24 protein-coding genes are annotated in these 19,731 nt (G+C 62.3%); 10 read left to right on the top strand and 14 right to left on the bottom strand.

The genetic code is table 11. From position 1 onward, the window contains the following. Positions 1-4: 4 nt before the first annotated feature. Positions 5-970, top strand: coding sequence for an ABC transporter permease (locus NKJ94_RS19590; protein WP_352527158.1), 966 nt, complete (start codon positions 5-7; stop codon positions 968-970). Between the two features lie 65 nt (positions 971-1,035). Here NKJ94_RS19590 and NKJ94_RS19585 read toward each other — a convergent pair whose 3' ends face one another. Both NKJ94_RS19585 and NKJ94_RS19580 read right to left on the bottom strand, forming a co-directional pair. Beyond that, positions 1,036-1,872 (bottom strand): amidohydrolase family protein, encoded by an 837-nt coding sequence (locus tag NKJ94_RS19585; RefSeq protein ID WP_352527157.1) that lies wholly within the window; start codon positions 1,870-1,872, stop codon positions 1,036-1,038. Positions 1,873-1,939: 67 nt separating this feature from the next. After that, positions 1,940-2,728, bottom strand: coding sequence for an IclR family transcriptional regulator (locus tag NKJ94_RS19580; RefSeq protein ID WP_023716659.1), 789 nt, complete (start codon positions 2,726-2,728; stop codon positions 1,940-1,942). A 159-nt stretch (positions 2,729-2,887) separates the two neighbouring features. Between NKJ94_RS19580 and NKJ94_RS19575 the strand changes: the two genes are divergently transcribed. From NKJ94_RS19575 to NKJ94_RS19540, 8 genes are all read left to right on the top strand, one after another. Further along, positions 2,888-4,207, top strand: coding sequence for a type 2 periplasmic-binding domain-containing protein (locus NKJ94_RS19575; RefSeq protein WP_352527156.1), 1,320 nt, complete (start codon positions 2,888-2,890; stop codon positions 4,205-4,207). A gap of 141 nt (positions 4,208-4,348) precedes the next feature. Continuing rightward, positions 4,349-5,245 carry a carbohydrate ABC transporter permease gene (locus NKJ94_RS19570; protein WP_352527155.1) on the top strand — a complete coding sequence of 299 codons (897 nt, stop codon included), beginning with the start codon at positions 4,349-4,351 and terminating at the stop codon, positions 5,243-5,245. Positions 5,246-5,247: 2 nt separating this feature from the next. Beyond that, complete coding sequence (locus tag NKJ94_RS19565) at positions 5,248-6,114, top strand: carbohydrate ABC transporter permease (RefSeq protein ID WP_352527154.1); 867 nt, start codon at positions 5,248-5,250, stop codon at positions 6,112-6,114. Between the two features lies 1 nt (position 6,115). Further along, positions 6,116-7,213, top strand: coding sequence for an ABC transporter ATP-binding protein (locus tag NKJ94_RS19560; RefSeq protein WP_352527153.1), 1,098 nt, complete (start codon positions 6,116-6,118; stop codon positions 7,211-7,213). Between the two features lie 4 nt (positions 7,214-7,217). Further along, entirely contained in the window at positions 7,218-8,330 is a 1,113-nt protein-coding gene (locus NKJ94_RS19555) for a mandelate racemase/muconate lactonizing enzyme family protein (RefSeq protein ID WP_352527152.1), read from the top strand. Positions 8,331-8,340: 10 nt separating this feature from the next. Further along, positions 8,341-8,670: an L-rhamnose mutarotase gene (locus NKJ94_RS19550; RefSeq protein WP_352527151.1), complete on the top strand. Its 330-nt coding sequence runs from the start codon at positions 8,341-8,343 to the stop codon at positions 8,668-8,670. Then, the gene (locus tag NKJ94_RS19545) at positions 8,663-9,739 is read left to right on the top strand and encodes a Gfo/Idh/MocA family protein (protein ID WP_352527150.1); all 1,077 of its coding nucleotides are present in this window, start codon (positions 8,663-8,665) and stop codon (positions 9,737-9,739) included. Before NKJ94_RS19550 ends, NKJ94_RS19545 begins: the two co-directional genes overlap by 8 nt. 1 nt (position 9,740) lies before the next feature. Further along, a complete protein-coding gene (locus tag NKJ94_RS19540; protein ID WP_352527149.1) occupies positions 9,741-10,220 on the top strand; it encodes a MaoC/PaaZ C-terminal domain-containing protein in 480 nt (159 codons plus the stop codon). Between the two features lie 238 nt (positions 10,221-10,458). On the opposite strand, the gene NKJ94_RS19535 is transcribed toward NKJ94_RS19540, so the two are convergent. From NKJ94_RS19535 to NKJ94_RS19495, 9 genes are all read right to left on the bottom strand, one after another. Next, the gene (locus tag NKJ94_RS19535; protein WP_352527148.1) at positions 10,459-11,415 is read right to left on the bottom strand and encodes a C-terminal binding protein; all 957 of its coding nucleotides are present in this window, start codon (positions 11,413-11,415) and stop codon (positions 10,459-10,461) included. Between the two features lie 12 nt (positions 11,416-11,427). After that, positions 11,428-12,186 (bottom strand): HpcH/HpaI aldolase family protein, encoded by a 759-nt coding sequence (locus NKJ94_RS19530; RefSeq protein ID WP_352527147.1) that lies wholly within the window; start codon positions 12,184-12,186, stop codon positions 11,428-11,430. A gap of 43 nt (positions 12,187-12,229) precedes the next feature. Continuing rightward, complete coding sequence (locus NKJ94_RS19525; RefSeq protein WP_352527146.1) at positions 12,230-12,943, bottom strand: hypothetical protein; 714 nt, start codon at positions 12,941-12,943, stop codon at positions 12,230-12,232. 26 nt (positions 12,944-12,969) lie between these two features. After that, the gene (locus tag NKJ94_RS19520) at positions 12,970-14,280 is read right to left on the bottom strand and encodes a TRAP transporter large permease (RefSeq protein ID WP_352527145.1); all 1,311 of its coding nucleotides are present in this window, start codon (positions 14,278-14,280) and stop codon (positions 12,970-12,972) included. 3 nt (positions 14,281-14,283) lie between these two features. Beyond that, a complete protein-coding gene (locus NKJ94_RS19515) occupies positions 14,284-14,796 on the bottom strand; it encodes a TRAP transporter small permease (protein ID WP_352527144.1) in 513 nt (170 codons plus the stop codon). A gap of 57 nt (positions 14,797-14,853) precedes the next feature. Beyond that, positions 14,854-15,831 carry a TRAP transporter substrate-binding protein DctP gene (dctP, locus tag NKJ94_RS19510; RefSeq protein ID WP_352527143.1) on the bottom strand — a complete coding sequence of 326 codons (978 nt, stop codon included), beginning with the start codon at positions 15,829-15,831 and terminating at the stop codon, positions 14,854-14,856. 91 nt (positions 15,832-15,922) lie between these two features. Then, positions 15,923-16,465 carry a flavin reductase family protein gene (locus tag NKJ94_RS19505; RefSeq protein WP_352527142.1) on the bottom strand — a complete coding sequence of 181 codons (543 nt, stop codon included), beginning with the start codon at positions 16,463-16,465 and terminating at the stop codon, positions 15,923-15,925. Next, the gene (locus NKJ94_RS19500) at positions 16,465-17,559 is read right to left on the bottom strand and encodes an LLM class flavin-dependent oxidoreductase (protein WP_352527204.1); all 1,095 of its coding nucleotides are present in this window, start codon (positions 17,557-17,559) and stop codon (positions 16,465-16,467) included. The genes NKJ94_RS19505 and NKJ94_RS19500 overlap by 1 nt, the downstream gene beginning before the upstream one ends. Continuing rightward, the gene (locus NKJ94_RS19495; RefSeq protein ID WP_352527141.1) at positions 17,559-18,275 is read right to left on the bottom strand and encodes a GntR family transcriptional regulator; all 717 of its coding nucleotides are present in this window, start codon (positions 18,273-18,275) and stop codon (positions 17,559-17,561) included. The genes NKJ94_RS19500 and NKJ94_RS19495 overlap by 1 nt, the downstream gene beginning before the upstream one ends. Positions 18,276-18,721: 446 nt before the next feature. On the opposite strand from NKJ94_RS19495, the gene NKJ94_RS19490 reads away from it, so the two are divergent. Then, positions 18,722-18,988, top strand: coding sequence for a hypothetical protein (locus NKJ94_RS19490; protein ID WP_352527140.1), 267 nt, complete (start codon positions 18,722-18,724; stop codon positions 18,986-18,988). 42 nt (positions 18,989-19,030) lie between these two features. On the opposite strand, the gene NKJ94_RS19485 is transcribed toward NKJ94_RS19490, so the two are convergent. From NKJ94_RS19485 to NKJ94_RS19475, 3 genes are all read right to left on the bottom strand, one after another. Continuing rightward, positions 19,031-19,249 carry a hypothetical protein gene (locus NKJ94_RS19485; protein ID WP_352527139.1) on the bottom strand — a complete coding sequence of 73 codons (219 nt, stop codon included), beginning with the start codon at positions 19,247-19,249 and terminating at the stop codon, positions 19,031-19,033. 3 nt (positions 19,250-19,252) lie between these two features. Continuing rightward, the gene (locus NKJ94_RS19480; protein WP_352527138.1) at positions 19,253-19,432 is read right to left on the bottom strand and encodes a hypothetical protein; all 180 of its coding nucleotides are present in this window, start codon (positions 19,430-19,432) and stop codon (positions 19,253-19,255) included. Between the two features lie 127 nt (positions 19,433-19,559). Next, positions 19,560-19,718 carry a hypothetical protein gene (locus NKJ94_RS19475; protein ID WP_352527137.1) on the bottom strand — a complete coding sequence of 53 codons (159 nt, stop codon included), beginning with the start codon at positions 19,716-19,718 and terminating at the stop codon, positions 19,560-19,562. Positions 19,719-19,731: the final 13 nt, after the last annotated feature.

Here is a 19,731-nt window from a genome sequence, read left to right as displayed (position 1 = left end):
AAGGATGCGCCAGACCTGGTTTCAGTCCACCAATGCCCGTGTCGCCGGCGCTTTTGCCGTCGCTGCCGCTTTGCACCTCCTTGGCACCTTGCTCATCCCGGGCTATTCGCAGCCGTTCGCCATCCGGGCGCTGTTGGTCATCGCCTCGCTGCTGGCCGTCGCATCGATCGGCCAGACCCTTGTCGTCATTCTGGGCGGCATCGATCTGTCGATCCCCTTCGTCATCGGCTTTGCCAATGTCGTCGCGGCACAGCTTTACGGCGCCGGCTGGAACTTTGCCCTGGTCTGCGCGGCCGTGGGCGTGCTCGCCATGCTGATCGGAGCGCTGAACGGCCTGATTTCGCGCGGGCTCGACATTTATCCGCTGATCGTCACGCTCGGCGTCGGCATGATCGTGCAAGGCGCCGTCCTGCTATGGACCGGCGGCTTTCCATCCGGATCGGCGCCTGCAGCAGTTTCCGCCTTCGTCTCGATCGGCGGTTCTGTCGGGCCATTGCCGGTCCCTGGGCTGGTGCCATGCGTCGCGGTATTGACCTTGCTGGTGGCGCTGGTGTTGGCGCGCACACCCTATGGCCGCCGCCTCTATGCGCTCGGCAGCAACCCCGGCGCAGCGCCGCTGGCGCTGATCGATCCCGTCCGCATGTGGACGGTGACCTATGCCGCGAGCGCCTTTTTCGCCGCCACCGCCGGCGTGCTGCTGCTCGGCTTCACCGGCTCTGCCTATGGCGATGTCGGCCAGCCCTATCTGTTCCAGACCATCGCGGCGGTGGTGGTCGGCGGCGCCGCCCTTGTCGGCGGCCGCGGCAGCTATTTCGGCACCATTGCCGGCGTGCTGGTGCTGACGGAGATCAACACGCTGCTGATCGGCCTCGGCTTCCGGCCCTCGACTGTGCAGGCGGCACTTGGCCTGGTCATCGTGCTCTTGGTTTCGCTCTACGGCCGCGAGCGGCATGTGTCAGCGACGATCTGAGGCCGCCTATTCGTTTTAGCCGCATTTGTGCGACGCCAAGTGATCCCACTTGGCTGCAAAATGCTCTACAAACTCCACAGCCGCTTTGCATTGCCGGACAGCAGCTTTTGCCGTTCATCGTCGCTGGCGCCGCTAAGCAGCGCGTGCGTTGCCGCAACCCAGGTCGCAAGGCCGCCGCCAAGCGTGCAGACCGGCCAGTCGCTGCCCCAGACGACCCGATCCCAGCCGAACCATTCGATGGTGTGCTCGACATAGGGACGCAGCGTATCGATAGTCCAGGATCCGGCATCCGCATAGGCGACCACACCGGAAATCTTGCCGACGACGTTCGGGCGCCCTGCGATCTCCGCGATGTGCTCGCGCCACGGATGCTCGCCACCGCCCTTGATGTCCGGCACACCGCAATGGTCGAGCACGAACTGGACGTCCGGCGCGAGGTCGGCGAGTGCCGTCGCCTTGGGGATCTGGTGCGGCAGAACGACAAGGTCGAAGGTCAGGCCGGTGCCGGCAAGCCGCTTGATGTTTTCACGAAACAGCGCGCCCTCCGAGAGTTCATCCGACATGACGTGCAGCACACGCCGAAAGCCCTTGACGAAAGGATCGGCGCGCTGGCGCTCGAGATACGCGGCAAAGCCCGGCATTTCCGGACGGCAGGAGGCGATTGCACCGCGTAGCAGGCTGTCCTTCTGCTGCGACAGCGTTTTCACATGGCTGGTCTCGGCCTCGATATCGGCTGGATCGACATCGACCTCCATATGCAATGCGCCCTCTATGCCGGCCCGCCGGGCCTGGACTGCATATTCGTCATAGGAGAAATCGCGGTTGAGCGCCGGCACGCCGGAAAGCCAGGGGTAGCGCAGCGCCGACTGGTCGATGAGGTGCAGATGGGTGTCGAAGATCATGGCGGCGCTCTCCTCCTTGGCGGCTTCGAGATCATCTCACGGAGAAATTCTTCATTCAAATAAGAATTTACCTCGATTGCTTGACGGTCGACCCCGCCAGTTGGGATAGCTTTTCGGTCGCTGCCAGCAACAGCTCTATCGTCCTCGTGATATCGGGCGCCTTGGGTGCGTTGACCAGGGTTATGTAGGGGATCGACAGCGCGGCGATCGCCTTGCCGTCCGAGCCAAGAACGGGCGTCGACAGGTTGAACACGCCGGCGGTCTGCATCGACGCCATCATCTCGTAGCCGCGTTCCCGGATCTGGTCGAGGCGGGCAAAGAACTCCGGCGATTGAGGCGGCTTGTCGGTGCTGCGCAGATGTTCGGATATCATCATCTGCCGCTCTTCCGGCGGGCGGAACGCCAGCAGCACATGACCGGAGCCGGTGTCGAACAGGCTGATATGCGAGCCGACGCGAATGGAGATGCCCCAGTAATCCGGCGCCTCCTGCTGTGCGATCACCACGGCGGAGCCGCGATCGAAGACGACGAGCTGGTTTGCCTGCTGTGAGGTTTCTGCCAGCTCGCGCATCAGCGGCGTCGCATAGGAAACCAGCCGGCGCACCGGCGCGTGCAGCTGCGCCAGGCCAAACAGTTTGAGCGTCAGCGAATAACGGTCGCCATCGGGACGCGTGACGTAGCCGCGCCGCACCAGCCGATCCAGCATGCGGTAGAACTCATTGGGGCTGCGGTCGAGTTTCTTGGCGATTTCCGCCTGCGTCAGGCCGCCATCGACGCCAGCCAGCAGCTCGAGGATGTCGAGCCCCTTGTCCAACGCCGGGGCTCGATAACGGTCGTCTTCCTCGTCCTCTGCCATTGGGCCTCTCCAGTGAATTTTGCTTTTCATATACGCATAACAGCATTGCTTCCGAAAGAACTTTCGCTTGACGATTATGTAAATGTTTTGTTTGTATATGAATGAAGCTGCCGATCAGCCCTCGCTATGGATCGACGCAGACTCTTTGGGAGGATACCAATGACGAAACTGTTTTGCTGCCTGTCGGCCGGCGTAACGTTGCTCGCACTTGGTGCGAGTGCTGCCTTTGCTGCCAAACTGCCCGGCAAATTCGATGGCGTCACCATCGACGCCAAGCTGATCGGCGGTCAGCAATATGAAGGGCTCTACGCGCGCATCGGCGAGTGGGAAAAGCTGACCGGCGCCAAGGTCAACGTGATCTCGAAGAAGAACCACTTCGAACTCGACAAGGAAATCAAGTCGGACATCGCCTCCGGCAGCATCAACTGGTGCGTCGGCTCGAACCACTCATCCTTCGCGCCGCAATATCCTGATATCTACACCGATCTCAATGCGCTGCTGCCGAAGGAGGAGATCGACGCCTTCGTGCCGTCTACGATCAAGGCCTCGACGCTCGACGGAAAGCTGGTGATGCTGCCGCGCGCGCAGTTCGATGTCTCGGCGCTCTACTACCAGAAGAGCCTCTATCAGGACGAAGCCAAGAAGGCTGCCTACAAGGCCAAATACGGCAAGGAGCTGACCCCGCCCGACACCTGGGACGAGGTCGCCCAGCAGGCGGAATTCTTCGCCAGCCCGCCGGACTTTTACGGCACCCAGTTCGCCGGCAAGGAAGAGGCGATCAACGGGCGCTTCTACGAGATGCTCATTGCCGACGGCGGCGAGTATCTCGACAAGGACGGCAAGCCCGCCTTCAACTCGGAGGCCGGCGTGCACGCGCTCGACTGGTTCGTCAATCTCTACAAAGCCAAGGCGGTGCCGGCCGGCACCACCAACTATCTGTGGGACGATCTCGGCCAGGGCTTTGCCTCAGGCACCGTCGCGATCAACCTCGACTGGCCGGGCTGGGCCGGCTTCTTCAACGATCCAAAGTCGTCGAAGGTCGCCGGCAATGTCGGGGTGAAGGTGGCGCCGAAGGGATCGGCCGGCATTCGCACCGGCTGGTCGGGGCACCACGGATTTTCGGTCACCCAAAACTGCGGAAGCAAGGAAGCTGCGGCGTCGCTTGTCTGGTTCCTGACCAATGAGGACAGCCAGAAGCTTGAAGCAGCAGGCGGCCCGCTACCGACCCGCACGGCGGTATGGGACTGGGACATCCAGCAAGCGGCCAATGATCCTTACAAGAAGGAAGTGCTGGCGGCTTTCCAGGAAGAGGCAAAGCACGCTTTTGCCGTACCGCAGACACCTGAATGGATCGAAATCTCCAACGCCGTCTATCCCGAATTGCAGGCCGCCATTCTCGGCGACAAGACCTCCAAGCAGGCGCTGGACGACGCTGCCGCCAAGGCTACCCAGATACTCGAGGACGCCGGCAAGCTTTGACCATTCTCGCAAGGGGGCGCCGCGCTTATCGACGAGCGGCGCCCCGAACTTTTTCCGAACCATGCGCAACACGCTTTGTCTTGATCCCAGTTCGCCGATGGCGGCCTTCGGCGTCCGGGCACCAACCAGAACCGGATCGACATGAAAGGCTGGAGACCCTCGCCGCCATTGCTGCTCCTGCTGCCGGCGGTGATCGTTCTGGCGGCGGTAGTGGTGGTGCCGCTGCTGCTCTCGCTCTATTCCAGCTTCACGCCGTTCCGGCTGACCAAGCCGGAGACGTTCTGGGTTTTCATCGGCGCGCGTAACTACGTCACCATCCTGGCCAGCCGCGATTTCTGGATCGCCTTTGCCCGTACCGTGGTGCTGCTGACGGTGGCGCTCAACCTTGAAATGCTGATCGGGCTCGGGCTGGCGCTCCTGGTGGAAAAGGCATCGCGCGGACGGCGGATCCTGCGCACCATCATGATGTTCCCGATGATGTTTTCGCCGATCCTGGTCGGCTTCCAGTTCAAATTCATGTTCAACGACAATATCGGCCTGGTGAACAACGCCCTGCAGGCACTCGGCCTGACCGATCGCGCCATTCCGTGGCTGATCGACGGCAATCTCGCCTTCATCGCCATACTGACCGCGGAAATCTGGTCATCGACTTCGGTGTTCGCGATCCTCATCCTTGCCGGGCTGCTGGCGATGCCGCGCGAGCCGGTCGAGGCGGCCCGCGTCGACGGCTGCACGCCATGGCAGACATTCCGCTATGTCACCTGGCCGTTCATCATGCCGTTTGCTTTCATTGCCATGACCATCCGCTCGCTCGACGTGGCGCGCGCCTATGACATCGTCAAGATCATGACCGACGGCGGCCCCGCCGGCCGCACCGAGCTCGTCTGGACGCTCGTCGCCCGCACCGCCTACAGCGACGCCAGGATGGGGATGGCCAACGCCATGGCCTATTTCTCGATCCTGCTGTCGATCCTGTTCACCGTCTATTTCTACCGCAAGCTCGCCGCGGCACGCACGCAGATCGCGGCTGAGTGGTGAGGATGGACCAGAACAGCCTGCATCGTCTCGGCAACAAGGCGCTTCGGATCGTCCATGGCGTCGGGCTGTTTCTGGCCATGCTGGTCATCTGCCTGCCCGGCATCTGGATCGTGCTGTCGTCGCTCAGGCCGACCGTCGAGATCATGGCCAAGCCGCCGGTGTGGATCCCGCGGGACCTCTCGCTCGACGCCTACGTCGCCATGTTCAGCGGCGTCGGCAAGGGCGGCATCCCGGTGCTCGACTATTTCCGCAATTCGCTGATCATCTCGGTGACCTCGACCGTCATCGCCATCGTCATCGGCATGGCCGGCGGCTACGCCTTTGCCCGCTACCGCTTCCGCGCCAAGTCGGCGATGTTCCTCGGGCTGATGCTGACGCGCACAGTGCCCGGCATCGCGCTGTCGCTGCCGCTGTTCTTCGTCTTTGCGCGGCTCGGCATCATCGACACGCATTTCGGGCTGATCCTCGTCTATGTCGCGCTCAACGTGCCCTTCACCGTCTGGCTGATCGACGGCTTTTTCCGCCAGGTGCCGAAAGACCTCGCCGAGGCCGCGCAGATCGACGGCTGCACGCGCTGGCAGGCCTTCTGGCAAGTCGAGTTTCCGCTCGCCGGGCCCGGCATCGCCTCGGCCGGCATCTTTGCCTTCCTCACCTCGTGGAACGAGTTCGCGCTGGCCTCGCAGCTGACGCGCTCGATCAACTCCAAGACATTGCCGGTCGGCCTGCTCGACTATACGGCCGAGTTCACCATCGACTGGCGCGGCATGTGTGCGCTGGCCGTGGTCATGATCATACCGGCGCTCACGCTTACCTTCATCGTCCAGAAACACCTCGTCGGCGGCCTCACCTCCGGCGCGGTGAAAGGCTGACATGGCAACAGTATCGCTGAAAAAACTCACCAAAAGCTATGGCCCGGTGGCGGTGGTGCACGGCATCGACCTCGAGGTCGCGGACCGCGAGTTCATCGCGCTGGTGGGACCGTCCGGCTGCGGCAAGTCGACAACCCTACGCATGATCGCCGGCCTCGAGGCGATCAGCGACGGGGTCATCGAGATCGGCGGCCGCAAGGTCAACGATCTGCCGCCGCGCTCGCGCAACATCTCGATGGTGTTCCAATCCTATGCGCTCTATCCGCACATGACCGTGCGCGAAAACCTCGGCTTCTCGCTGAAGATCGCGGGCGCCGCGAAAGAGGAAATGGACCGCCGCGTGGCCGAGGCGTCCGGCATTCTTGGCCTCGACCAATTGCTCGACCGCCGGCCGTCGCAGTTGTCGGGCGGACAGCGCCAGCGCGTCGCCATGGGCCGCGCCATCGTGCGCGATCCCGACGTCTTCCTGTTCGACGAACCGCTCTCCAACCTCGACGCCAAGCTTCGGACGCAGATGCGCACCGAGATCAAAAAGCTGCACGCCAAGGTCCAGTCGACGGTGATCTACGTCACCCATGACCAAGTCGAGGCGATGACGCTCGCCGACCGCATCGTCATCATGCGCGACGGCTTCATCGAGCAGGTCGGCACGCCCGACGAGGTCTTCCGCCGTCCGCAGACCCGTTTCGTGGCCGGCTTCATCGGCTCGCCGCCGATGAACCTGCATGAGGCGGTTGTCGACGACGGACAGCTGCTGTTCGCCAGCGGCGAGAGATTGCCTCTGCCCAGCCAATTCAAGGCCAATGTCGGAACCGGCGACAAGGTGGTGTTCGGCCTGAGGCCCGACGACATCTATCCGACCGGACACGGCATCAGCTCCGGCGAAGAGGTCGACGTCCACCAGGTGGAATTGCCGGTGACCGTCACCGAGCCGCTCGGCAACGAAACGCTGGTGTTCGCCGAATTCAACGGCAGCGACTGGGTATCGCGGATGCTCAATCCAAAGCCGCTCAAAGCCGGCGACTGGGTTAAGATGAGCCTGGACCTGTCGCAGGCCCATCTGTTTTCTGCCGAAACGGGCAAGACATTGCGAGGTTAACGTCATGGCAAAGATCGAAAAAATTGAACTGCGGATGGTCGACCTGGTGCCGAAGGTCAAGCGCACCGATGCGATCCAGAGTTTTGTCTCGCAGGAGACACCGATCGTCACCATCACCGACGCCGACGGCGCCGTCGGCACCGGCTACAGCTACACGATCGGCACCGGCGGCTCATCGGTGATGCGGCTCCTGGCCGATCACCTTGCGCCGCGGCTGATCGGCCGCGATGCGGATATGATCGAGGCGATCTGGCACGCGCTGGAGTTCGCCACCCACGCCACGACGATTGGCGCGATCACCGCAATCGCGCTCGCGGCCGTCGATACCGCACTTTGGGATCTGCGGGCGAAGAAGCAAAACCTGCCTTTGTGGAAGCTGGCCGGCGGCGCCAAGGACCGCTGCCCGCTCTACACGACCGAGGGCGGCTGGCTGCACATCGAGACCGAGGCGCTGGTCGAGGACGCGCTGGCCGCCAAAGCCAAGGGTTTTCGCGGGTCGAAGGTCAAGATCGGCAAGCCGCACGGCTGCGAAGATCTCGCCCGGCTGACGGCGGTGCGCCAGGCGGTTGGAGACTCCTACGAGATCATGACCGACTGCAACCAGGGCTTTTCGGTCGACGAGGCGATCCGCCGGGCCGAGCGGCTGCGTGAGCTCGACCTCGCCTGGATCGAGGAACCGCTGCCGGCGGACGACATTGACGGCCATGTCCGTCTGTCCAATGCGACTTCGACGCCGATCGCCATCGGCGAGTCGCTCTACTCGATCCGGCATTTCCGCGAATATATGCAGAAGGGCGCGTGCTCGATCGTTCAGGTCGATGTCGGTCGCATCGGCGGCATTACGCCGTGGCTGAAGGTAGCGCACGCAGCCGAGGCGTTCGACATCCCGGTCTGCCCGCATTTCCTGATGGAACTGCATGTCAGCCTGACCTGCGCCATTCAGAACGGCCGATATGTCGAGTATATTCCGCAGCTCGACGAGCTGACCGGGAAGAAAATGCGCATCGAGGACGGGCACGCATTGGCGCCGGACGAGCCCGGCATTGGCATCGACTGGGACTGGGATGCGATCAAGGCCAAGAGCATCGCGGAATTCACGACCGATATAACAAAATAGGGAGCCGGACATGCAGCGAATGGGAATGGTGCTTGGTCTCAAGCCGGAGAAAGTCGCTGAATATGTGCGGCTTCACGCCGCCGTCTGGCCGGATGTTCTCAGGATGATTTCCGCCTGCAACATCAAGAATTATTCGATCTATCTCAGGGAGCCGGAGCACCTGCTGTTCAGCACCTTCGAATATCACGGCACCGACTATGCCGCCGACATGGCGAAGATGGCAGCCGATCCCAGGACGCAGGAATGGTGGGCGCTCTGCATGCCTTGCCAGGAGCCGCTGCCGACCCGCAAGGAGGGCGAGTGGTGGGCGACGATGGACGAAGTCTTCCATCATGACTGATGATGTTTTCGATCCCGCCTCGCTTGCTCAGGCCTGGGCACAGCCGTCCAGGCCCAGGCCGATCGTGATTTTCGGCGCAGGCTCGATCGTCGGCGATGCGCATTTCCCAGCCTATGGGAAAGCCGGCTTTCCGGTCGCCGGGCTTTTCGATCCAGACCAAGCAAAGGCGGAAAAACTGGCGCAGAAATGGGGCGTCACAGCTTACCGGTCGGTCGAGGAAGCGGCGGCGAACAGGGACGTCGTCTTCGATCTGGCGACGCCGCCGGCCCATCATGCCGGCGTGCTCAGGGCGTTACCCGACAATGCTGTGGCGTTGATCCAGAAGCCGATGGGCAGTGACCTCCGCGAGGCCACCGAAATTCTTGAAATCTGCCGCTCCAAAAACCTCAAGGCCGCGGTGAATTTCCAGCTTCGCTTCGCGCCGATGATGCTGGCGCTCAGGCATGCGATCGCCAAGGGTTGGCTCGGCGACGTGGTCGATTTCGATGCGTGGCTGGCGCTGGCGACACCCTGGCAGCTCTGGGAGTTCCTGCTGAAGGCACCGCGCGTCGAGATCGCCATGCATTCGATCCACTATCTCGATCTGATCCGGCAATTGCTCGGCGATCCCAAGGGGGTTCACGCCAAGACACTCGGCCACCCCGGCCACAAGGTTGCGCAAACGCGCACCAGCGCGATCCTCGACTATGGCGACACCGTGCGCTGTGCACTGTCGATCAACCATGATCACAAATTCGGTCGAAAACACCAGGCCTGCGAATTCCGCATCTGCGGCACCGAGGGCGCCGCCTATCTCAAACTGGGGCTCAATCTCGACTATCCGCGCGGCGAGCCGGACATCCTTGAAATCTACCCCAAGGGCGGCTCCGACTGGATTGCGGTGCCGCTCGTCGGCGAATGGTTTCCCGATGCCTTTGTCGGCCGCATGGCCAATGTCCAGCGCTACGCAGCGGGCGAGGACAGCGAGCTTGTCAGTTCCGTCGAGGATGGCTGGAATACCATGGCGCTGGTCGAGGCCGCGTACCAATCGAGCGCGGCGCCGGCAACACCGATCGCGGCGAGGCCCTGACATGGAACAGACTGTCTATTTCGAGGACTATCAGATCGGCTCGTCGCGCATGACCAGCGGGCGCACCATCACCGAGACCGACTTCGTCGTCCATGCCGGCCACACGGGCGATTTCTTTCCCCACCACATGGACGCCGAATTCATGAAGACGACGCCGTTCGGCCAGCGTATTGCCCATGGCACGCTGGTCTTTTCGGTCGGCGTCGGGCTGACGGCGAGCGTCGTCAACCCGGTCGCCTTTTCCTATGGCTACGATAGGTTGCGCTTCATCAAACCGGTGTTCATCGGCGACACGATCAAGACCCGCACCACCATCTCGGCTAGGGAAGACGACCCGAAGCGGCCGGATTCGGGTCGCGTCATCGAGCGTTGCGAAGTCATCAACCAGCATGGCGATGTGGTGCTGGTCGCCGACCACATCTATATCGTCGAGCGTCGCGACAAGCCGAGCAGAGCCTCGACGGATGGCGCTGAAATCTAAAGCCAAAAAAACCGCCTTGCGGCGGTCCTCGGTGCGAATCAGCACCATACGTAAATTAGTAGCATAGCTGCCGGCACAAAGCAAGAACAAAATGTGGCGCTGTCGGCAAAAAATGCGAATTCACTTTACCTGTTCCCGTCTTTATCCGTTTGCCGAGGTCGCGCTCAAGGGCGCCTGCCCCGGAACGTTAAGGTGGAACTGTCGACAGGCAGCGGATGGTGCCGACATCGGGAATTGGTCATATCCGGTTGACCGGATATACCGGCTTGCCGCCGCGCAGGACCGATGCGACATCGGCAAACACCTTGTTGCGAACCTCGGCGTAAGACTGGGTCGAGTAATGCGCCGCGTGTGGACTGACCAGGACGGTGTCCAGCGCCAGCAGCGGATTGTCGGGCGAAGGCGGCTCCTGCTCGAACGTGTCGATGCCGGCGCCTGCCAGATGGCCGCGCCGGATCAAATCCGCCAACGCGACCTCGTCGACCAGCCCGCCACGGGATACGTTGATGAGTATTGCCCCTTCCTTCATGCGCGACAGGGCTTGCGCCGACATGATGTTTCTGGTCTCCGGTGTCGCGGGAACGTGCAGCGAGACGATGTCGGCCCTGGCCAGCAGCTCGTCGAAGCCGACCGGTTCGGCACCACCGGCCGCGATGCGCTCTGCCGGCATATGCGGGTCGTAGGCGATGATGTGGTAGCCGAAGACCCGCGCCCGCTCGGCAGTCAGCCGCCCGATCTGGCCGAAGCCGATCAGGCCGAGGATCTGCCGGTCGGGCCGCGTGATGCCGGCGCCATCGGTCATTGCAGCCCAGCGGCCGGCGCGCACCGCGCTGTCGAACTGCTTCAGCCTGCGCGTCAAGGCCAGGATCAAGGCCATGGCATGGGTGCTGACCTCCACCAGATTGGCGTCCGGCACATAGGTTACCTGAACACCGGCACGGCTGGCGGCCTCGACGTCGATCGAGTCGAGCCCTACGCCGAACCGTCCGATGACCTTGAGGTTGTTCAGTTCTGCCAGAACGCGAGCCGTGATCGGCTCCCGCAATATCATCAACGCGTCGGCGTCGCGGCAGTGTTCGATCAGGGCATCTTCTGTGAGGAGCGTCTTCTCGATAAACTCGGCATTCAAGCCGTCGAGGTAGCTTAGCTGCTCTTCCTCGACTGACAGCACGCCGTCGGTCTTGATTATCTTCATGCCAAACTCTTGCTATGAGGCGCTGCGCGCCGAGGCGACGCCGGCGGCAAGGCCGGCGCCAAGAAACATCGTGTCGCTGGCCAGCATGTAGAAGCTGATGCCGTGCTTCGACCATTTCCCGACATCGTCTGCCGAAGGGCGAAAGATGCCGACGGCCTTGCGGGCCGCACGCGCCGCAGCCGCGATCCTGACGATCGCGGCATTGAGCTTGTCCTGACCGGCCGGCCCCATGGCGTCGATCGAGACAGACAGGTCGCCGGGGCCAATGAAGATCACGTCGACGCCGTCGACCTGGACAATGTCGTCGATGTTGGCGAGGCCCTCGGCCGTCTCGACCTGGATGGCGACCGTCAGGACATCGTTAGCCGACATGAGGTAGTCCGGAATCCTGTAGCCATAACCGGCGGCGCGGCCTGGACCGACGCCGCGTGCGCCGACAGGCGGGTAACGGCAGGCCATGACCGCCATGCGCGCTTGCTCGGCCGTCGAGACGCGCGGTACCAGGACGCCCGACGCGCCGGCGTCGAGCGCGGCGGCTATCCACTCCGGCGTTTGGCCCGGCACACGCACCATCGCAGGAACCCTGTGGACATCGGCTGCTCGGATCAGATCTTCAAGCCGCTCGCGGCCGATCTGCGAATGCTCCCAGTCGATGCACAGAAAATCGACCCCGCTTGCGGCCGCCACTTCGACCGCCACCGGATGCGGGATGGCGCAGAAGGTGCCGATGAGGCGATTGAGAGAGACACATTTCTTGCGAAAGTCGTACATGACATCTCCAGAGATTTTTCGGTGCCGGCAAAACCTGTTCGCGCTATGTGGCCCGCGGCAAAGGATGCACGGCTTCCGTCGACATCGGGAAATGCCGGCTGCCGCCTGAAAACGGCGGGAAGGTCTTGTAGTCGGCGCGCATCTCCAGCCGCGCCGGCGATTGCAGCGCGTGCGTCAGCGCCGCGGGACTGTCGAACATGACCCGATTGCGCTGCATATGGTCGACCCGCGGCCAGGGCAGCGAGCCGCACCAATCCAGTCGCGACAGAACCTCGATGTGGCGAATGCCGGGGAAGGCCCGCATCAATTGCGGATGATGCGTCACATAATGGTAGAGCCAGACATTCATGTCTTCGGCCGGCCCGGGATAGTGGACAAGATAGCTGCAGGGGAGCCCAGACGTCTTGACGCCAGCGTCATCGACGGGAAACGGACGCACGCACATTGCCTGTTGCGTCGGCCTCGAACCGGCGATGCTCGACAGCATATCCGGTGCGGCAAGCGCCTGCAGATGTCCGGACGGCGCCAGCGCCGCCTCCATGCCCGCCAACTCGTCGAAATAGAGCTGGAAGCCAAAAACCGGCGGTGGACCATCCTTGTTGAACATGTCCGTCGCCACTTCGGGCAGATAGATGTTTGCAAGCGCAAGGCCCGGCGTTGACGCGATCACGCGCCGCACAGCGTCCACATCGTCACGGGCGATGGCCAAGTTTGCCTCGCGGTCATCGTGGAAGAAAGCAAGATAGGCAAAGCGCATGTGGACACCTGCTGGATCGAGTTCGACTAGATCAAGTTCGGAAGGAAGAGGGCGATCTGCGGAAAGAGGACAATCAGCAGGATCAGCAGAAGCGTCAGCGCGATGTAAGGCGCCGCTGACATGGCAACCGTCTTGAGCGACGTGCCTTTCGGCGCAACACCGATCATGATGAACAGCAGCAGACCAAACGGCGGCGTGGTGAAGCCGACCTCGTAGGCGAGCAGCAGGATCAGCCCGAACCACACCGGCTCGTAGCCGAATTGCTGGGCGATCGGCAGGAAGATCGGCAGCGTGATCAGCATCATCGAGACCTGATCCATGAACATGCCGAGCAACAGGATGACGAGCACCATCATGAGCAGCATGGGATACGGTCCAAGATCGTAGCCCACGATGAACTGGATAAAGCCGTTCGACGCGCCGGAGAAGGCGAATATCTGCGAGAACGTCGTCGAAGCCGAGATGATCAGGAAGGTCATGCCCGTGACCTTCATCGCATCGTCCAGCGACTTCCAGACAACCGACCAGCTGAACCTGCGGTAGACAAACAACAACGCGAAGACGGCGGCACAGCCGAGCCCTGCCGACTCGGTCGGGGTGGCTATCCCGAGGATGATCGTGCCGACCACCATGAACACGATGACGCTCATCGGAATGATGTTGACGGCAACCGCCCTCACCTTCTCGGCCGCACGAACGGCGGGTACCGGATAGTGCGGAGCGGCGTCCGGGTCGATCTTCGTCTGTGCGAAGATCAGGGCCGCGTACATGACAACGAGGAGCAGTCCGGGCAAAGCCCCCGCTATGAGCAGCGCGCCTACGTCAATCTGGGCCAGCGAGCCGAGCAAGACGGCCAGCGAGGATGGCGGGATGATGACGGCAAGGCTTCCGGCGCCAAGCACCGGTCCGTAGGCCATGTGCGGCTTGTAGCCCCGCTTCAGCATCTCGGGCACCATCAGCGAGCCCATCATGCCGGTATTGGCGAGGCTCGATCCTGATAGCGCGGAAAAGATCGTGCCGGCGGCGAGGACGACATAGGCAAGGCGTCCCCGCAGATTGCCGATGCACAGGTCGAGCGCGTAGATGACTTTCTCGCCGAGGCCGGAGCGGAAGAACAGGCTGCCCATGACAAGAAACATCGGCAGCGGGGCAAGCGCATAGGTCGAGACAGCGTCGGAGAAGTTGGCGACCATCTGCGTCACGCCGATCGAACCGCCGAAGAACAGGTACAGCCCGATCACATTGGTGACGAAAAACGCGAAGGCGACTGGCAGCCCGAGGCCCATCAACACAAGAATGGTGCCAACGAGCACGGCGAATGGAAACAGCCAGGCCACTACTCAGAGCCCTTCCATTTCCAGAGGGTCGAGCGTGTACAGTGTGTCACGGCCGAGCAGATATCCGAGCCATTCCAGCGCCGAGAGATAGAAGGCGAGCATGATGGGCAGGAAGACCAGCCATTTCGGCATATCGAAACTGCGCGTTTCATATTCGCCGCCCGCCGCGGCGCTTATCAGGGAAGACAGAGCGACGCTGCCAAGGTAGAGGCTGACGGCAATGCAGGCGAGATAGACCAGCTTTTCAAGCACCGCCCGTGCCCGCACCGGAAGCGCCTGGCGCAGGAACTCGACGAAGACATGGCCCTTGCTGTGGACCAGCCAGGGCATCGGCAGAAATGCCGCGTAGAGCAGACCGTATTCCGTCGCCGACACCGCCCAGGCAAGCGGCCTCAGGCCCAGATTGCGGACGCACACATCAGCGACCACCGCGACAATGATCAGGCCAAGCACCACTTTTGCCGCCGCGGCAAGCGCAAGGCTCAGCTTTCCGATCGCTGCAAACAATCTGTCCATTCCCGACGACCCTCATGTCCACCTTGATGAAGGGCGCACCAGCGCCCTCCGTTCGGACTACTGAAAGAACTTCTTCAACTGATCGATGTTGGTGGGATCGCGTTTGGTCATTCTCGCCCAGCTCGCCTGCGTGGCAGCCGCCAGGAATTTGTCGCGGCCGGCGCCGGTCAAGCTGATCACCTTCTGCCCGCCGCCGATCATCGCCTGTGCCTGCTTTTCGGACTCGGCGAGATTGGCGTCGTAGCTCGCGCGCTCGTATTCGACGGCCGTGTCGGCAAGCAGCTTCTGCGCCTCGGGCGACAGCGTGTCCCATTTCGCCTTGTTGATCGAGATCAGCACATCGGTTTTGAAGAATTGCGGGTCGACACGGTATTTGGTGAATTTGTCCCAGCCGAAGGACGCATAGCCAAATACCGTATACGCGTTGGCATTGACGACGCCGCGCTCGAGCGAGGTGTAGACATCCCCCGGCGCTTGCACGATCACCGTTGCGCCCAAGGATTCAAGGAAATCGCGGTAGAGCGGCGACGAGCGGATCTTCAGACCGCTCCAGTCGATGCTGCCTTCGCTGTTGAGCTTGGGTTCGTCAACGGTGAAGACGTTGAAGCCCGAGCCCGCGTCGACATGCGCCAGCAGGTGGGCATTGGCCTTCTTCTCGAAAATTCCGTTGATGAAATCCCAGCCGCCATTGTCGCGGACCTCCCACGGCGTCTTCGTCGACGCGGAGAAAACCTCGCCTTCGGGCACGAGCTCCAGGAACTGCCCTGCCGGCGTGTCGATCACGTCGATCAGGCCGCTCCTGAGCGCCGCGCCCTGCTGAATCGGCGGAATGACCTCCGGCCCGCCACGCACATTGATCTGAACCACGCCTTTGCCCTTTTCGTTCACCTTCTGAACGAACTTCAGGAAGCTCTGGGCGTAGCCGTTCTGCGTCGGCGTAAAATGCACGGCGTTGAGGACAACCTCTTCGGCCGTGGCGATACCCGCTACACCCGACATGAGTGCAGCCAGAACAAGGGATTTCCAAATGCGCATTGCCGTACCTCTGATAGTTCGCCCATGATCTGGCCCATGATCGGGTCGATCTAAAATTGCAATCGCTGCGCCGCCGCCGCGTGAACGGCGGTTAGTTGGCATCATCTCCTACTGTCAGGAACCGCCCATGCGCATAGAAGACCGGCGACCGGTCAGCGCGATCCAGCGCGACGCCTGAGACGATGCCGATGACGATCATGTGCGACGCCCGCACAATGATTTCGGCCACCCGGCATTCGAACATTGCACGCGCGCCGACAAGCAAGGGCGCGCCGGTTTCGCCACGCACCCATGATCCGGACGAGAACCGCGCGGCGCCCTTGGCTTTGGTCATGCCGCCAAAGGCACGTACAACGTTCTCCTGGTCGCCGGCGGGAAGATTGACCGAAAACGGCAATCCTTCGCGAATGGCCGAGGCAAAGGTGCTGCCGCGGTTGACGCAGGCCAGCAGCGACGGCGGCTCGGCGCTGAACGAGCAGAGAGCCGTCGCCGTGATGCCGCAAAAACCGATCTCGTCATGTTCCGACGCGAGGACGGCGACCGAGCCCGCCACGGCCCGCATCGCCTGCTTGAAGGCGCGCGGATTGATGGCGTCGTGCCCATGCACCCACGTCGGAATGGCGGCCGCCGGCATCAATTTACTCGAAGCCCGGCCTGACGCATCAGCGGCAGCACGCGGTCACAGAAGAAGGGCAATTCGTAGGTGTAGTTGACGAATGTAAGGGCGGCGCCGGAATAGCCCTGGTCCATGATCTCAGTGAGATCGTCGACGATCTTTTCCGGCGTGCCGATGAGCGGGAACGTTCCGGCACCGCCGGCGAACCTTTGCCGATATTCGGTGAAAGCCTTCGCATCGTGCGAGTTCGCGAATTCCTTCTTCTTGCGCATATGCTCGTCGACCGCACCCTCGTCCGCGCATTCCAGCGCGTAGTGCCGGTAGTAGTCCTCGGCTTCCTGCTGGGTCTCCCGGCAGACGACGTGACAGACCGTATAGACGCCGACTTCGCGTCCGACTTCGGCCGCTCGGTTTGTGATGTCGACCACATGCGCACGGCCGTCGGCGATTTCGGAAAAAGTCGAGAACAAATAGTCGCAGTGGCGCGCTGCATAGTTGCGCCCCGGCGCGCCGAAGGCGGCGTTCATGGTCACCGGTCGTGGCGCCTGCAGGCTTGGCGGGCGGCTGACGACCCCCTTCAGATCATAGAACTCTCCGCCGAAGTCGAACGGCTCCCTCGATTGATAGGCACGCACGATGATGTTGATCCATTCCTCGGCCTGATCGTAGGTTCGATCGCCGACCGTCTGCCCGAACATGGCGAACTCGTCCGGGTTCCAGCCGCAGACGATGTTCAAGCCGGCCCGGCCATTGGAGATGTGGTCGACCGTCGCCAGCGCTTTTGCAGCCTGCAGCGGATGAACCAGCGGCACATGCACCGTCATGAACAGGCCGATGTTTTCCGTGGCGACAGCAAGACCCGCCGCCCAGGTGAAAGTCTCGAACGACCATTCCCGCACATGCGTCAAACCGCCGAAGCCGCGCCAGCGGGCGATCGGCAGCAGAAACTCCAGGCCGGCGCGATCGGCGACGCAGGCAGCATTGAGATTGTCTTCCCAGCGGGCACGCCAGCGCTCGGGAACGGTGGTCATTGCCAGGCCGCCATCGGCGTTCATGGAAAAGACGCCGAGCTTGAACCTGTTCGGCCCTTTCAGCGGGTGCTGCTTCCTGATCATGATTTCCCCCGCTGCGACATGCTCTCACCTTCGCCGGTGGAATGTTGAGACGGTGGGCTCAGCTTCATGAAACGCTCCTCGGCGTTCTGAATGAAGTGGGTCATGCGGTCGTAAGCGGCGACGGCGTCGCGCTTGACGAATGCCTCGTAGATGGCGCGCATGCCGGCAACGATAACGGCCTGCGTCGGCTGGTGCGACAGCGTCCTTAAACGGACGACGAGCACGTGGTCGGCGAAGCGGGCAATCGTTTGTGAAAGGCGCTCGTTCTCGACGGCACCGAGCCAACAATTCCTGAATGCCGAGTTGGCCTGGAAAAAGCGGTCAGCATCGCCGGCGGCGGCCGCTGCCTCTGCCTCCCGAAGCGCGGCTGCCAGCGTCTTGAGGCCAACGGCGTCAAGTGTCCGTGCGGCGTGTGCGGCGGCCCGCGGCTCGAGCAAGCGGCGGACCTCGAAGATGTCGGCGACATCCGTCGCGGTAAGCGTGGGCAGTGTGAAGCCGCGTGTCGTGCCGACGAGATAGCCTTCATGCACCAACTGCATCAACGCGTCGCGGACAGGCATTCTGGAAATGCCGAGCTGGGCGGCAATATCGACGTCGACGAATTTCCGGCCGGGCGCCAGTTCGCCGCGCTGTATCGTCAGGCGGATCTGCTGATAGACCTGGGCACGCAGATTGCCCTCGCCAACCCGTTTGAGCTCTATCGTTTCCGTCATCCACGCCTTCCCATGCGGAGATTTCGTATATCGTTTGAGGCTGTGTTCTCGCGGTCGTACCGTTGAAATGCAGCCACGTATCGGCAGAAATCCACCTGTCAGCCATGTTCCCGGCTCAAGTGGAGCACAGGCTGGATCACCTGGCAAGATGTTTTAAGTGTATAATGTATACTGTTTGAGTTCGCTGTCCGGGGGGCGGAGGATCGCGCCATCTGTGCTGCCGCGCCGCGCGACGGCGGGGACAGCTAACGATCCGCGCGGTTCGGTAAAAAACGTACAGACGTTTTTCCGTGACACGTCGAAGTTGACGGATTTAACTAAAATTACTTGCGATCTGCGCGCGCCGGCACGCCCACCCCGATCCCCTCGCCGGTACGCATTACTGGATCGCCCGCCGTATCGAAAGGTGCGGCGGGCTTTTCGTTTCGTTTGGCGGGGAGGCACTTATGCGAGACTTGCCCAGGAATATCGACGCAGACGTCGTGATCGAAATCAGCAAGCTGCTCGACGACCGGGCGAAATCCGTGCCGGTGCCGGTGCACAAGCTGGCGGCGATGATCCGGCTGGGCGTCGAGACGCGTCTGACCAATCACTCCATCGAAGAGTTGATCGTGGAGATGGCCGCGACGCGAGGGCTTCCGATGTTGTTCGATTTGCCCGTGGTAAATGTCGACAATGTCGTTCCGTTCGCCTCGGCGCGGCGTCCCCGCTGACACTTCGCTCGACCCCGCCGATCGTCGCGTCGCCGCCCGACTTCACTTGTCCTGATGCGCGGGCCGAGTGTCGCCTTTCTTTTCGGGGTCGTGGGTATGGTGGCTGTCGCGTTCGCCGCCGCCGCCGGAGATCTTGCTGTGGCTGCGACGGTCGGAGTCGGCCGGCGGCTTTTCGACGCTCAGCGGCTTCTTGGCGTTTTCGTGCGCGGCGCCGGGACCGCCCTGGCGGATGCTGGCAGGAGTCTTCTTCGACGTGGACATGACCTAGCGATCCTGGACGTTGCCTTGATGGGTGGTGTTGACCCTCGTATTGCCTTGCTGGCCCTGCTTGTCGGGATCCGGAACGGCAGATTGCGGTGCCTGGTCGGCTGCTATCGATTTTTTGTCACCGGCGCCCTTTGGGCTCAGATTCTTCGGCGGCACAGGGGGAGGTTTTGTGCTCATGGCGTTTCTCCTTCCGCCACCCAAACAAGCGGCTCGGGAGAAAGGTTCCCGAGGGTCCGACACTAACGGTGATTGCCGCAACGAGCCGGGTCCACAGGCCGTGGCTTGGGGCCGGCGGGATCCAGGATTATTTCTTGATGATGTTTCCGTTGTTCAGATCGAAGGCCTGGGCACCGAATGCCTGCCTGAAGAAATCCTCCTGCAGATCGCCCCATTCGCCGAGATAGGCGCCGCAATTGCTGCAATGGATCGGCGTCGAATCCTTCGCGTTGTCGGGAATCTCCATCAGGATCGTCCCG

Origin of the sequence: Mesorhizobium sp. M0060 (assembly GCF_040323155.1) — a bacterium.
Classification (GTDB): domain Bacteria; phylum Pseudomonadota; class Alphaproteobacteria; order Rhizobiales; family Rhizobiaceae; genus Mesorhizobium.
The sequence above is the reverse complement of the archived record's forward strand: the minus strand, read 5'-3'. Positions and strand labels throughout refer to the sequence as shown.

What these genes read in the sequence shown, in the direction of transcription:
- NKJ94_RS19560 (WP_352527153.1), top strand. Translation starts at nt 6,116, where the DNA reads ATGGCAACAGTATCGCTGAAAAAACTCACCAAAAGCTATGGCCCGGTG.
- NKJ94_RS19590 (WP_352527158.1), top strand. Translation starts at nt 5, where the DNA reads ATGCGCCAGACCTGGTTTCAGTCCACCAATGCCCGTGTCGCCGGCGCT.
- NKJ94_RS19485 (WP_352527139.1), bottom strand. Translation starts at nt 19,249, where the DNA reads ATGTCCACGTCGAAGAAGACTCCTGCCAGCATCCGCCAGGGCGGTCCC.
- NKJ94_RS19570 (WP_352527155.1), top strand. Translation starts at nt 4,349, where the DNA reads ATGAAAGGCTGGAGACCCTCGCCGCCATTGCTGCTCCTGCTGCCGGCG.
- NKJ94_RS19525 (WP_352527146.1), bottom strand. Translation starts at nt 12,943, where the DNA reads ATGCGCTTTGCCTATCTTGCTTTCTTCCACGATGACCGCGAGGCAAAC.
- NKJ94_RS19475 (WP_352527137.1), bottom strand. Translation starts at nt 19,718, where the DNA reads ATGGAGATTCCCGACAACGCGAAGGATTCGACGCCGATCCATTGCAGC.
- NKJ94_RS19515 (WP_352527144.1), bottom strand. Translation starts at nt 14,796, where the DNA reads ATGGACAGATTGTTTGCAGCGATCGGAAAGCTGAGCCTTGCGCTTGCC.
- NKJ94_RS19505 (WP_352527142.1), bottom strand. Translation starts at nt 16,465, where the DNA reads ATGCCGGCGGCCGCCATTCCGACGTGGGTGCATGGGCACGACGCCATC.
- NKJ94_RS19585 (WP_352527157.1), bottom strand. Translation starts at nt 1,872, where the DNA reads ATGATCTTCGACACCCATCTGCACCTCATCGACCAGTCGGCGCTGCGC.
- NKJ94_RS19545 (WP_352527150.1), top strand. Translation starts at nt 8,663, where the DNA reads ATGACTGATGATGTTTTCGATCCCGCCTCGCTTGCTCAGGCCTGGGCA.
- NKJ94_RS19530 (WP_352527147.1), bottom strand. Translation starts at nt 12,186, where the DNA reads ATGTACGACTTTCGCAAGAAATGTGTCTCTCTCAATCGCCTCATCGGC.
- NKJ94_RS19580 (WP_023716659.1), bottom strand. Translation starts at nt 2,728, where the DNA reads ATGGCAGAGGACGAGGAAGACGACCGTTATCGAGCCCCGGCGTTGGAC.
- dctP (WP_352527143.1), bottom strand. Translation starts at nt 15,831, where the DNA reads ATGCGCATTTGGAAATCCCTTGTTCTGGCTGCACTCATGTCGGGTGTA.
- NKJ94_RS19495 (WP_352527141.1), bottom strand. Translation starts at nt 18,275, where the DNA reads ATGACGGAAACGATAGAGCTCAAACGGGTTGGCGAGGGCAATCTGCGT.
- NKJ94_RS19540 (WP_352527149.1), top strand. Translation starts at nt 9,741, where the DNA reads ATGGAACAGACTGTCTATTTCGAGGACTATCAGATCGGCTCGTCGCGC.
- NKJ94_RS19555 (WP_352527152.1), top strand. Translation starts at nt 7,218, where the DNA reads ATGGCAAAGATCGAAAAAATTGAACTGCGGATGGTCGACCTGGTGCCG.
- NKJ94_RS19575 (WP_352527156.1), top strand. Translation starts at nt 2,888, where the DNA reads ATGACGAAACTGTTTTGCTGCCTGTCGGCCGGCGTAACGTTGCTCGCA.
- NKJ94_RS19490 (WP_352527140.1), top strand. Translation starts at nt 18,722, where the DNA reads ATGCGAGACTTGCCCAGGAATATCGACGCAGACGTCGTGATCGAAATC.
- NKJ94_RS19535 (WP_352527148.1), bottom strand. Translation starts at nt 11,415, where the DNA reads ATGAAGATAATCAAGACCGACGGCGTGCTGTCAGTCGAGGAAGAGCAG.
- NKJ94_RS19565 (WP_352527154.1), top strand. Translation starts at nt 5,248, where the DNA reads ATGGACCAGAACAGCCTGCATCGTCTCGGCAACAAGGCGCTTCGGATC.
- NKJ94_RS19550 (WP_352527151.1), top strand. Translation starts at nt 8,341, where the DNA reads ATGCAGCGAATGGGAATGGTGCTTGGTCTCAAGCCGGAGAAAGTCGCT.
- NKJ94_RS19480 (WP_352527138.1), bottom strand. Translation starts at nt 19,432, where the DNA reads ATGAGCACAAAACCTCCCCCTGTGCCGCCGAAGAATCTGAGCCCAAAG.